This window comes from Porticoccus sp. (genome assembly GCF_041592135.1).
Taxonomy (GTDB): domain Bacteria; phylum Pseudomonadota; class Gammaproteobacteria; order Pseudomonadales; family Porticoccaceae; genus Porticoccus.
This window is the reverse complement of sequence record NZ_JBFHQR010000063.1, coordinates 1-12,175: the sequence shown is the minus strand read 5'-3', so window position 1 is coordinate 12,175 and position 12,175 is coordinate 1. Positions and strand designations below refer to the sequence as shown.

General features: G+C 56.3%; 14 protein-coding genes. All 14 read left to right on the top strand.

What is annotated here, in order from left to right; genetic code table 11:
- Positions 1–48: 48 nt before the first annotated feature.
- Entirely contained in the window at positions 49–636 is a 588-nt protein-coding gene (gene lepB, locus ABY948_RS07295; RefSeq protein ID WP_461481865.1) for a signal peptidase I, read from the top strand.
- Positions 637–667: 31 nt separating this feature from the next.
- Positions 668–1,033, top strand: coding sequence for a DUF4845 domain-containing protein (locus tag ABY948_RS07290; protein WP_461481863.1), 366 nt, complete (start codon positions 668–670; stop codon positions 1,031–1,033).
- A 20-nt stretch (positions 1,034–1,053) separates the two neighbouring features.
- Positions 1,054–1,725, top strand: coding sequence for a ribonuclease III (gene rnc / locus ABY948_RS07285; RefSeq protein WP_461481862.1), 672 nt, complete (start codon positions 1,054–1,056; stop codon positions 1,723–1,725).
- A complete protein-coding gene (era, locus tag ABY948_RS07280) occupies positions 1,722–2,624 on the top strand; it encodes a GTPase Era (protein ID WP_461481861.1) in 903 nt (300 codons plus the stop codon). Before rnc ends, era begins: the two co-directional genes overlap by 4 nt.
- 102 nt (positions 2,625–2,726) lie before the next feature.
- Positions 2,727–3,467 carry a DNA repair protein RecO gene (gene recO / locus ABY948_RS07275; protein WP_461481860.1) on the top strand — a complete coding sequence of 247 codons (741 nt, stop codon included), beginning with the start codon at positions 2,727–2,729 and terminating at the stop codon, positions 3,465–3,467.
- The gene (gene acpS, locus ABY948_RS07270) at positions 3,464–3,865 is read left to right on the top strand and encodes a holo-ACP synthase (RefSeq protein WP_461481859.1); all 402 of its coding nucleotides are present in this window, start codon (positions 3,464–3,466) and stop codon (positions 3,863–3,865) included. Before recO ends, acpS begins: the two co-directional genes overlap by 4 nt.
- A gap of 162 nt (positions 3,866–4,027) precedes the next feature.
- The gene (gene cysM, locus ABY948_RS07265; protein WP_461481858.1) at positions 4,028–4,921 is read left to right on the top strand and encodes a cysteine synthase CysM; all 894 of its coding nucleotides are present in this window, start codon (positions 4,028–4,030) and stop codon (positions 4,919–4,921) included.
- 163 nt (positions 4,922–5,084) lie between these two features.
- Positions 5,085–7,334 (top strand): GTP diphosphokinase, encoded by a 2,250-nt coding sequence (gene relA / locus ABY948_RS07260; protein WP_461481857.1) that lies wholly within the window; start codon positions 5,085–5,087, stop codon positions 7,332–7,334.
- Position 7,335: 1 nt separating this feature from the next.
- The gene (gene mazG, locus ABY948_RS07255; protein ID WP_461481856.1) at positions 7,336–8,154 is read left to right on the top strand and encodes a nucleoside triphosphate pyrophosphohydrolase; all 819 of its coding nucleotides are present in this window, start codon (positions 7,336–7,338) and stop codon (positions 8,152–8,154) included.
- Positions 8,155–8,278: 124 nt separating this feature from the next.
- Complete coding sequence (gene adk / locus ABY948_RS07250) at positions 8,279–8,932, top strand: adenylate kinase (RefSeq protein WP_461481855.1); 654 nt, start codon at positions 8,279–8,281, stop codon at positions 8,930–8,932.
- 64 nt (positions 8,933–8,996) lie between these two features.
- Positions 8,997–9,977: a ferrochelatase gene (gene hemH / locus ABY948_RS07245; RefSeq protein ID WP_461481854.1), complete on the top strand. Its 981-nt coding sequence runs from the start codon at positions 8,997–8,999 to the stop codon at positions 9,975–9,977.
- A gap of 150 nt (positions 9,978–10,127) precedes the next feature.
- Positions 10,128–11,231: a zinc ribbon domain-containing protein gene (locus ABY948_RS07240; RefSeq protein WP_461481853.1), complete on the top strand. Its 1,104-nt coding sequence runs from the start codon at positions 10,128–10,130 to the stop codon at positions 11,229–11,231.
- 79 nt (positions 11,232–11,310) lie between these two features.
- On the top strand, positions 11,311–12,033 hold the full coding sequence (tsaB, locus tag ABY948_RS07235; RefSeq protein WP_461481852.1) for a tRNA (adenosine(37)-N6)-threonylcarbamoyltransferase complex dimerization subunit type 1 TsaB: 723 nt from the start codon (positions 11,311–11,313) through the stop codon (positions 12,031–12,033).
- Positions 12,034–12,035: 2 nt separating this feature from the next.
- Positions 12,036–12,175 (top strand): undecaprenyl-diphosphate phosphatase (locus tag ABY948_RS07230; protein WP_461481864.1); only part of this gene is annotated, 140 nt, incomplete at its 3' end.

Sequence of the window (12,175 nt, the reverse complement as noted above, 5' to 3'; positions counted from 1 at the left end):
TGGATTGAGTACAGCGGCTCTTTTTTCCCGGTGTTGTTGTTGGTATTTGTGCTGCGTTCGTTTCTGTTTGAACCGTTTCAAATTCCTTCCGGGTCCATGATCCCCACGCTCAAGGTGGGTGATTTCATTCTGGTCAACAAATATACCTACGGTTTGCGCCTGCCGATTACCGGTACCATGGTTTTCGCTGTCAACGAGCCCCAGCGGGGTGAGGTGATGGTTTTTTTCCCACCGGGGGATGAGCGTTATTTCATTAAAAGGGTAATTGGTCTGCCGGGCGATGAAATTCGTGTCGTTGACAATCAGTTATTCGTCAATGGCCAACCCGCAGAACAGCAACCGGTTTCCGAGCTGGCGATAGATTCCCGCTTTGAGTTGAAAAATGAAGTGCTCGGCAGCGTCGTTCACCGAATCCAGAAAAGTAAAATACCGGGTCCCCTGGGAAGAAATTTTTCCTATATTGTCCCTGAAGGGCATTACTTCATGATGGGCGACAACCGCGACAACAGCAGTGATAGTCGTGTCTGGGGCCCGGTGCCTGAACAAAATATCGTTGGCAAAGCGGTTCTTATCTGGATGCACTGGGAGTCCATCGGCAACTTGCCCAGTTTCGACCACGTAGGCAGAATCCACTAATAGCCGGACACGTGACATTGGAGATGCGCACATGAAACACCATAAGCAGCAGGGGATTACGGTACTGGGAGCACTGGTAGCACTGGTCCTGGCCGGGTTTTTTATCACGGCCGGATTGAAGGTCGGGCCGCTCTACCTGGATAACTCCTTTGTCAAAGCCGCCATGGATTCACTCGCGGAAGAAAATATTCACACCATGACCGATGCCCAGGTGAGGCGAAAATTGGCTGACTTTTTTGACATTAACAATGTCCGCGATATCGATATGAAAGACATCAAAATCGAGCGCGAAAAAACCCGCACCCTGGTATCCCTCAATTATGAAAAGCGGGTAAATTTCATGGCCAATCTCGATGTGGTGGTACGCTTTAACAACAGCTACGACAGCTCGAAATAACAAGGGATCGCAGAGACAGGGTGGATATCAACAGACAGCGGCTGCTCAACAGGATCGGCTATCAATTCACAGATCAGGCCCTGTTTGATCTTGCCCTTACACACCGCAGCTGTGGATCCGAGAATAATGAACGACTGGAGTTTCTCGGCGACGCAGCACTCAATTTCATTATTGGCCACGCCATTTTCCAGCGGCTGCCCGATACCAGTGAAGGCGACCTCAGCCGTTACCGGGCCAACCTGGTCAAGGGCGTCACCCTCGCGGTCATTGCCCGCGAACTGGGCTTGGGTGAACACCGGAAACTGGGTGGCGGCGAAAAGAAGAGTGGCGGTCATCGCCGCGAATCGATTCTCGCCGATGCCGTGGAGGCCATCATTGGCGCGATCTATCTGGATGGCGGTATGGCGGCTTGTGAAAGCGCTGTGCTGGGCTGGTTTGCCAGTCGTCTGGACAACCTCCTCGATACCAATCTCAAGGATCCGAAGACTCAATTACAGGAGTTTTTACAGGCGCGCGGCAAGTCCCTCCCGGTCTATGAAGTGATTGAAGTCTCCGGGGAAGCCCACAACCAGCAATTTACCGTGCAATGCTCCGTCGAAGGGTTGGCCAGACCCACCCTGGGCGCGGGCAGCAGCAGGCGCGTTGCCGAAAAAAAAGCGGCTGCGGCCGCCTTGTCAGGACTCAATCAGTGACAGATACCGAACAACAGGCCCGTTGTGGCTACGTCGCCATCGTTGGTCGCCCCAACGTCGGCAAATCAACACTCCTGAACCACTTGCTGGGTCAGAAAATCAGTATTACCTCCAGGAAGCCCCAGACCACCCGGCAAAATACCCTCGGTATCAAGACGGAAGGGGATGTCCAACTGATTTTTGTCGATACCCCCGGGTTGCATACCAACCAGGACAAGGCGATCAACCGCTTTATGAACCGCGCTGCGGAGAGCGCCATTCGCGATGTGGATGTGGTGGTTTTTGTGGTCGATCGCTCCGTGTGGACCGATGCGGATGAGCGGGTGGCCGGTGAGGTCAGCAAGAGTGGTGCGCCGGTTATTATCGCCATCAACAAGACCGACCGGCTGGAGAACAAGGCCGCGCTGGTGCCGCAGTTGCAAACCCTGTCCCGGCGTTTCCCCGAGGCGACGCTGATACCGGTATCAGCGCTGCACGGGCAGCACCTTAATGAACTTGAGCAGGCCATACTGGCGCATATTCCCCAGGGTACCCATTATTTCCCCGAAGACCAGATCACCGATCGCACCCAGCGCTATCTGGTGGCTGAAATTGTCCGCGAGAAGATTACCCGCCAACTGGGTGCCGAGCTTCCCTACGAGGCCGCCGTGGAAATCGAGGAATTCAAATACCAGGGCAAGGTCTGCCACATCAGTGCATTGATTCTGGTGGAGCGCGATGGCCAGAAAAAAATCATTATTGGCGAGAAAGGGGCGCGATTGAAGAAAATCGGCCAGCAGGCGCGCCTGGACATGGAGAAGTTACTGGAATCCAAGGTGATGCTGAACCTCTGGGTCAAAGTGCGGCGTGGCTGGTCCGATGATGAACGGGCGCTGCGCAGTCTCGGCTACGACGAATAATCAGCTGCTCACCGGCATCCCCCGCTGCGAGGCGAGAAACATGTCTGCCAGGCCCTCTTTGCCCCCTCGCTACCCGCGCCGTTTCGTCCGGGTTAGCCCGCTGTGACCGCCATTCGAGTCGATGCGGAACCGGCGTTTGTGTTGCACCGGCGACCCTACCGGGAAACCAGTCAATTGGTCGATCTCTTTAGTCGTCACTACGGCCGCCTGCGGGTCGTCGCACGGGGCTTCCGTCACCCGAAATCCGGCGGGCGCCTGCTGGAGCCGTTTGTGCCGCTGCTGGTGGGCTGGAGCGGCAAGGGCGAATTAAAAACCCTGGTTGCCGCAGAGTTTTCGGGGCGGCCCCTGTCCCTGCAGGGCAATCGCCTGTTCAGCGGCTTTTACCTTAACGAATTGATTTTGCGCCTGCTGGCGGATCATGACCCCCACGGGTGCTTGTTCGACCAGTATCTGGCAGCCATTACCAGTCTGGCTGACAACGCCGGGATTGAACCTGCCCTGCGTCACTTCGAACGCAGCCTGCTCGAGGAAATTGGCTACGGATTGGTCCTGGATCACACTGGGGATAGCGGGATCGCGGTGGAGGCGGGGAACTGGTACTGGTTTGATCCGGCAACTGGCGTTTCGTCCAGGGAGTTTGTGGCGACAGAGAGATCGCAGCCCAACTGGTTCCGCGGCACTGAACTACTGGCGATCGACGCCGGCGATTATGCCGATGGGGCCAACGCCAAGTCGGCCAAGCGCCTGATGCGTCTCGCCATACAGAATCTGCTCGGGGATAAGCCGTTGCGCAGCCGGGAGCTGTTCAGCCGCGATCAAACCCGGAATCAGGAGTCCCCATGATTCTTGCCATCGGCACCGATATTGTTGAAATCGCCCGCATCAAGGCGGTGCTTGAACGCCATGGTCGCCACTTTGCAGAGCGCATACTCTGCCCCCGCGAATTACTCCGTTTCGACCAGCACGGCTCTCCGGCAGCTTACCTGGCCAAACGGTTTGCCGCCAAGGAAGCCCTGGCGAAAGCGCTGGGAACGGGGATAGGCCGGGTGTCCTGGCAGGATATTGAAGTCGCCAACAACCCTGCGGGCGCGCCGCAATTTGTTCTCGGTGGCACGGCAGAGGAATTGATGTCCAAGCTGGGCGCCACCGAGGCGCTGCTGAGTCTTTCCGATGAACAGGAGTACGCCCTGGCATTTGTGGTGCTGTCCAAACATCGGGATGCAGGGTCCCCAGACCAATAACCGATTGGCAGACTGTTATACATAAAGAGTCTTCATCTGACGCTTATCCGGCAAGACAATGGAAACGGGGCTGGCTAGAATAGTCGCAGTTTGCTGCCCGCCGCGGAAGGCGCTGCAACCGTCATTAGTAGAGATGTCCCGCTGTCCGTTATCGAGAGAGAAATGAGTTATCCCACCATTGAGTCCTGTATTGGCGAAACCCCACTGGTGCGACTGCAACGCCTGCCTGGACAAACCACCAATACCATCCTGGTTAAACTCGAAGGCAACAATCCCGCCGGTTCCGTAAAAGACCGGCCGGCTGTGAGCATGATCCAACACGCCGAGGCTCGGGGACAGATTCGCCCCGGGGATACGCTGATCGAAGCCACGTCAGGTAATACCGGCATCGCGCTGGCCATGGCCGCGGCGATCAAGGGTTATAAAATGATCCTGATCATGCCGGAGAACAGCACGGACGAGCGCAAGGCCGCCATGCGGGCGTACGGTGCGGAGCTGATACTGGTCAGTCGGGAACAGAGCATGGAAGGGGCCAGGGACCTCGCCAAGGCCATGGAGGCTGAAGGAAAGGGGATCGTGCTGGATCAATTTGGCAACCCCGATAACCCGCTGGCCCATTACGAGCACACCGGTCCCGAAATCTGGCGACAGAGCCGGCACAACATCACCCATTTTGTCAGTTCCATGGGTACCACCGGCACCATCATGGGGGTTTCCCGGTTCCTCAAGGAACAGAATCCGAGCATACAGGTGGTGGGTTTACAGCCGCGGGAAGGGGCCAGCATCCCCGGCATTCGCCGCTGGCCGGAAGCTTATATGCCCGCCATTTTCGATCCCGCGCGCATTGACCGGATCATGGATATCGGCCAGCAAGAGGCCGAACAGTGCATGAAGGATCTGGCGCGACTGGAAGGTATCTTTTGCGGTGTGTCCTCGGGGGGCGCGGTTGCCGGGGCGTTAAAATTGTCGGCCGAGCTGGAGAATGCCGTCATTGTTGCGATCATTTGCGATCGCGGCGACCGCTACCTGTCCTCTGGTATTTTCCAGTCGGAATAGCTCCCAGGGCCAGTTGCAGGACCCTGTTCCCGCGGTTAAGCTGCTCCCTTATTTACTGCTTCAAACAGACCTTCCTAAACAGGATGTGCGTTTCCACGGGCCAACAGGGGCGCAAACCTGTGCCTGCCTTGTGGGGCGACGCAGGTTGCCTGAGAGTCAACTTATGGTACAGGTTAGAGATCACCACCCGGTCCAGGAGCAGGGGGCGGTTGAAATCGAACAGTGGGTCGACAGCCTGCTGAACAAGATTGTCGCGGACCGCGAAGCCCGCGGCACCCTTGTCGCCGCCTGTGAACTTGCCCGTGAAGCAGAGGAGAAGTCCGGCGCCGAGCGTTGGACCCCCACCGTCAGCAGTTTCCGCACCGGCCTGGAGATGGCCGAAATCCTTGCCGAATTACACCTCTACGATGTCGATAGCCTGGTTGCGGCCATCCTCTACCGGGTTGTCAGGGAGCGGCGCTTGCCCCTGGCCGTGGTCAAAAAGGACTTTGGCGACAATGTTGCCACGCTGATCGAAAGTGTCCTCAAAATGGCGGTGATCAGCACCCTGCGCGCGGATGGTGAATCATCGGTATTCGGCCATGCCGCCGCCCAGCAGGCGGCCAAAGTCAGGGAGATGCTGGTCTCCATCATCGATGATGTGCGGGTGGCCCTGATCAAAATTGCCGAACGCACCTGTGCCATTCGGGCGCTGAAGACCGCCACCGATGAAAAGCGCCAGCGGGTGGCGCGGGAAATTTTCGACGTGTATGCCCCCCTGGCTCACCGGCTGGGCATCGGCCAGCTGAAGTGGGAGTTGGAAGATCTGGCGTTCCGCTACCTGGAGCCGGACGAATATATGCGGATTGCCCGCCTGCTGGACGAGCGCCGTATGGATCGCCAGCGCTATATCGATGAAGTCATCAATACGCTGCACAGTGAACTGGATCAGGCCGGCATCCGGGCAGACATCGCCGGACGCGCCAAGCATATCTACAGTATCTGGCGCAAAATGCACCGCAAGGATGTGGGTTTCTCGCAAATTTACGATATTCGCGCCGTGCGGGTGTTGGTGCCCACCATTGCCGACTGTTATACCGTACTGGGGATTGTCCACGGCCACTGGCGCAATATTCCCAACGAATTTGATGATTACATCGCCACGCCCAAGGAAAATGGCTACCGCTCCCTGCATACCGCGGTGATCGGGCCGCACCGCAAGGTGCTGGAAATCCAGATCCGCACCAACGACATGCACGAGGAGGCAGAATTTGGTGTCTGCTCCCACTGGCGTTACAAGGGAACGGATCTCAAGGCCAACGTGCGCAGCTACGAGGAAAAAATTGCCTGGCTGCGACAGGTGCTGGAGTGGCACGAGGAAATCGAGGACGATCAGGTCAAAGAGCTGCTCAGTCGCGATAATGCCACCGACCGCATCTATGTCTTTACGCCGGAGGGGCATGTTGTCGACCTGCCCGTGGGTGCCACGCCGCTGGATTTTGCCTATCGGGTGCACACCTCAGTAGGGCATCGCTGTCGCGGCGCCAAGGTCAATGGCCGCATCGTGCCCTTGAATGCGTCCCTGCACACCGCCGATCAGGTGTCGGTGCTGACAAGCAAGCACGAATCGCCGAGTCGCGATTGGTTGTCGCCTGCGTTGGGTTATCTCCATACCGCCCGGGCCAAAGCGAAAGTACAGCAGTGGTTTCGCAAACAGAACCACGACAAGAATGCCGAGGCCGGCAAGTCCATGCTGGAGCGCGAGCTTCGCCAGCTCAATATTGGACGGGTGAACCTCGAGCAACTGGCCGAGAAATTCAACAAGCATGGCGAAGATGGTCTCTATGCGGCCATTGGCGCGGGCGACCTCGGCGTGACCCAGGTGGTCAATGCCATTCTCGCCACCCTGGACATCAATAAGAAGGTGGAAAAACCGGCCGTGCATACGCCGGCCAAGGCCAGCCGCTATGAAGAATCCGACATCTATATTTACGGGGTCGGCAATCTGCTGACGCACATTGCCCGCTGCTGTAATCCCATACCCGGCGATCAGATCAGCGGCTATATCACCAATGGGCGCGGCGTGTCTGTCCACCGCAAGGATTGTGGCAATCTGCTGCGGTTGTTGAGCCGGGAGCCGGAACGGGTACTGGAGGTGTCCTGGGGTGGCAAGCCGAAGCAGGTATACCCTGTCCGCATCGGCATCGACTCCTATGACCGCAGCGGTCTGTTGCGCGACATCACCGCCATTCTGGACAAGGCCGGACTCAATGTGCTGGCCATGAGTACCCGCAGCGACGAAGGCCGGATGGGTGTCTCCGTGCGGATGGAAATTACCGTTGAGGTGATGAACTTTGATGAGCTGAGCACAGTATTGTCCAGGCTGCGTCAGATCCCCAATATCACCAACGTACAGCGTCTGGACGAAACCTGATATGACCGGGAAAAACTATCAGCTGGACGATTTGCTGCGCCTGATGGCGCGCCTGCGCGACCCCGACAGCGGCTGTCCCTGGGACTTGAAGCAATCCTTTGAAACCATCGTGCCCTTTACCCTCGAAGAGGTGTATGAGGTCATCGACACCATTGAGCGAGAGGATTTTACACACCTCAAGGAGGAACTCGGCGACCTGCTGTTTCAGGTGGTGTTCTACAGCCGACTGGGCGAGGAACAGGGGCTGTTTGATTTTGCTGAGGTGGTCTCCGTGCTGGTGGAGAAATTGGTCAACCGCCATCCCCACGTGTTTCCAGAGGGCACCCTGGAAAGCCGTCGCGCTACTGACGTTCCGCCCGATGAAACCGCCATCAAGCAAACATGGGAAGACTTGAAGCGCGGCCAGCGCCGAGAAAAGGGACAGCATTCCATTCTCGCCGATATTCCCCTGGGATTGCCGGCACTCAGTCGTGCCCAAAAGCTTCAGAAAAGGGCGGCCACGCAAGGGTTTGACTGGCCTGACAGCAGCGGGGTGTTTGCCAAGCTGGACGAGGAAATCGCTGAATTAAAAATAGCCATACAGCAGGGGGACTCTCAGGCGGTCGAAGAGGAACTGGGCGACCTGCTGTTTAGCGCGGTTAATCTCAGTCGCCATTTGAAAGTTGATGCAGAAAGCGTCCTGCGCAGAGCGTCTCGCAAATTTGAAGCGCGCTTTCAGTTGGTCGAGCGGCAGCTGAATCGATCTGGTGAAAAGATGAGCGATTGCTCGCCGGATTACCTGGAGAAGCTGTGGGAGCAAGCCAAGCAACAATCCCAGTAAAAATCCCTGAACCCCGCGTATTTGCTTGTTAAGCGGCGCCATTATGTGTAAGGTTTGCCGCCTCAACTGCGAGTTTGGGTAACTGGCTAACTATAATTTCACCCCAGATAACCGGAGATCACCGATGCGTATTATTCTGTTGGGGCCACCAGGTGCCGGCAAAGGCACTCAGGCCAAATACATTACCGAGAAGTTTGGTATTCCCCAGATTTCCACAGGCGACATGCTGCGGGCCGCTGTTAAAGCCGGCACCGAACTCGGCCTGAAAGCCAAAGGCATAATGGCCTCTGGCGGCCTGGTGTCCGATGACCTGATCATCGCCCTGGTCAAGGAGCGTATCCAGGAAGCGGATTGCGTCAATGGCTTTCTGTTTGACGGCTTCCCGCGCACCATCCCCCAGGCTGAAGCCCTGTTGAGCGAAGGTGTGATCATCGACAAGGTGATTGAAATCGATGTGGCAGACGATGAGATTGTCTCCCGGCTGAGTGGCCGCCGCGTCCATGAGGGCTCTGGTCGCGTTTATCACGTGATTCATAATCCGCCCCAGCAGGAAGGCCTTGACGATGTCACCGGCGAACCGCTGATTCAGCGCGATGACGACAAGGAAGACACTATCCGTCACCGCCTGGCGGTCTATCATGAGCAGACCCAGCCGCTGGTGGGTTTCTACCAGAATTTGGCAACCAGCCAGCCCGGCAATGCCCCCGGCTACGCCGGTGTCAATGGCGTAGGGGCCTTGTCTGATGTTGAGGCCCGCCTGGAAGAAGCGCTGGCTTGAACACCATAAGTCATGCAAAATGGGCTCGAAAGAGCCCATTTTTTTGTCCCGATTATTGTAACCAATGAAAAAAAAAGCCGTTATCCTGGTTAATCTCGGTACCCCCGAAGCACCCACGTCCTCTGCTGTAGCGGCTTTCCTGAAAAGTTTTCTCTCCGATCCACGGGTTGTGGAAGCACCAAAAGTATTGTGGTGGTTTTTGCTGCGCTTACTGATCATTCCCCTGCGCGCCAAAAAAGTCGCTCGGGCTTATCAGCAAATCTGGTGGGAGGAGGGTTCCCCGTTGCGGGTCATCACCGAGCGTCAGGTGGCCGGCCTGCAACAACAATTATCGGCCGAGTTTGCCGACCGCGCCCCGCTCGTGACGGCGGCAATGACCTACGGCCGGCCATCTCTTAAAGAAACCATCTCAACGCTCCTGGGGCAGGATATTGAGCAATTCCTGGTGTTACCCATGTACCCGCAATATTCCGGATCGACCACCGGTGCAATTTACGATCAGCTGGCAGACCTGGTTAAAACTGCCCGCAATGTGCCGGACATATCCGTACTGAAATCGTTTCATGATCACCCCGGTTATATCGATTGCCTCGCTGCCAGTATTCGCGATTCCTGGCAGCAACATGGACGACAGGAAAAGCTGTTGATGTCTTTTCACGGCGTGCCTCAGGAATATGTGGACAAGGGTGATCCCTATTACCAGCACTGCCAGGAAACAGCGCAGGCCGTTGCCCGGCGACTCGAGCTTGCATCCGACGATTGGGCGATGTCGTTTCAATCGCGCTTTGGGCCAAAAAAATGGCTGCAACCCTATACGGACATGCAACTGCAAACCTGGGCTGCCTCCGGGATCCGCTCTGTGGACATTATCAGTCCCGCCTTTACCGCTGACTGCCTCGAGACACTGGAGGAGCTAAACAGCAGTTACCGTGAATCTTTCATCACCCAGGGGGGGGCGCATTATCAATACATCCCCTGTCTCAATAGTTCAGAAACGTTTATAAAAACCCTCTCATCCCTCGTCGCCGAGAAGCTTTTCCTCTAATTTTCAGTTTTTGCCAACTAATTAATTGATTTTTTCAAGTATTTTTATGGTTCTGCTGGAAAATATCTGTGGATTGAATAAACTTTAGTCATATCTTGTCAGTCTTGGATATCTTTGCAATTTTTTCTTTTTTAAACGAGGGAACCCCACATGGCGCGAGCTCCTAAAAAGACCGTTGCTAACACGGCCAGCAAATCTGTAAGAAAACCTGCCACTGCTACCAAAAGTCCCATGAAAAATACGGCATCCCAGGCTGTCGCCAAAGCCACTGCGGCGATTGGCAAAATTGAAAAGGAAATTTCTGTACAGAGTGTGAAAGTTGCGACAGCTCGCAAAAAATTGGCCGCTGCCAGGAACCGGGTTGCAGGGAGCTCTAGCAAGGTAACACAGGCCGCTTTGAAAAAGGCGATGCAGGAAGTCCGCACCAATATAACGAAATTGGAGAACCTTAACGTGAAGAGTACATTGGCAAAAGCCGAGCTCCGCGCGGCAAAAATTCTTGACCAGATGAAGGTGATGGAAGAAAAGGCCAAAGCCAGAATCTCCCTGACAGAGGCTCGGCTGAAAGAAAAAACCCAGGCAGATCTGGAAGCGGCAAAAAAACGTTTTGAGCAGGCCTGGCTGAAGAAGCGTGCAGCCGATATGGCCCGAGCAGTTCGGCAGGTGGAAAGAAAAGCGCTCGCCCGGGTGAAAGCGGTTGAAAAACAACTGCACAAAAAAGCGACGGACGTAATTAAGGCTGCGGAGAAAAAAATCGCGGCATCCAAGGCCCCAGCTACCTCCGTGCCATCTGTACGCGGGCCCGGTCGTCCCCGCAAAACAGGAACCGCTTCTGCCGCGACCGCGAGTAAGGGGCCGGGAAGACCGAAAAAAGCCGCCCCGGCAACAGCCGCCAAGCCAAAGAGGGGGCCAGGTCGTCCGCCCAAAGCCAAGACCACAGCTGCGACAACTAAACCCGCAACGGCCAAACGCGGCCCGGGCCGTCCCAAAAAAACCGCCACTGTAACCACGGCGGCAAAGACGGCTCCCAAGAAAGCTCCGGCAAAAAAAGCAGTTGCGGCAGCAAAACCCGCTGCTAAGAAAACCACTACCACTGCCAAGAAAACAACAGCTACAGCCAGGAAAACGGCAACTGCGGTGACCAAGGCGAGTCCGGCGAAACGGGTCGGCCGTCCCCGTAAAGTAGTGAAGGCAGTGCCAGCAGCTCCGGCTGTGACTGAGACCGCCAGCAGCACTCCTGCCGCGACGGAATAAAACACGAGCTGATCCAGGAGGGCGCTGTTGTCCCGCTAATCAGGTTACAATCCCCCGCCACAACGGGGGATTTTTTATTGTGTTGACTGTTCTTGCCCTTGATACCACGACACCGGCCTGTTCGGTAGCATTGCGCCGGGCCGGTGAAACCTTTTTCCGTTTCCAGCTGGCGAGCCGTGAGCACACCCAATTGCTGTTACCTATGGTGGACGATATTCTCTCTGAAGCCTCGGTAGCGTTAGCCGACGTGGATGCCCTGGTCTTTACCCACGGCCCCGGGTCGTTCACCGGCATCCGTATTGGTTTTGGTGTGGTGCAGGGGCTGGCATTTGGTGCGGATATTCCCGTGGTGCCGGTTTCCAGTCTGGAAACCTTGGCCCATACCGCTATTCGACAGCTCGAGATCAAAGATCACTGCCAAATAATGCCGATGTTCGACGCGCGCATGGAAGAACTGTACTGGGCTCGATTTGAATGGCGCGACAGACAGTTGCTACGTCTCCATGCAGACAGTTTATCGGCCCCCGAACAGATTGAGATTCCAGCTGCGGGGTTGCCTTTATACGGTGTCGGTGATGGCTGGCATTACTCCAAACGTCTGGGGGTAAGCGCCGCTGTTATCGAGCCTTCGCTAATGCCCGACGCCCGGGATGCATTGTCGGTGGCAATGCCCGCCATTGGGCGGGGACAGCTACAGCGAATTGAAGAGGTTCAGCCACTTTACCTGCGCGATAAAGTGTCCTGGAAGAAGCGCCAGCGCCTGCGACCAGACTCAACCAACCGCACCACAGGAGCCGTGTAGTAGTGGATTTATTTCAGATTGTTTTTCTGGCGATCATTCAGGGATTGACCGAATTCCTGCCCATTTCCAGTTCCGCGCACCTGATTTTACCCTCTGCCGTTTTGGGCTGGCCCGACCAGGGACTGGCATTTGATGTGGCAGT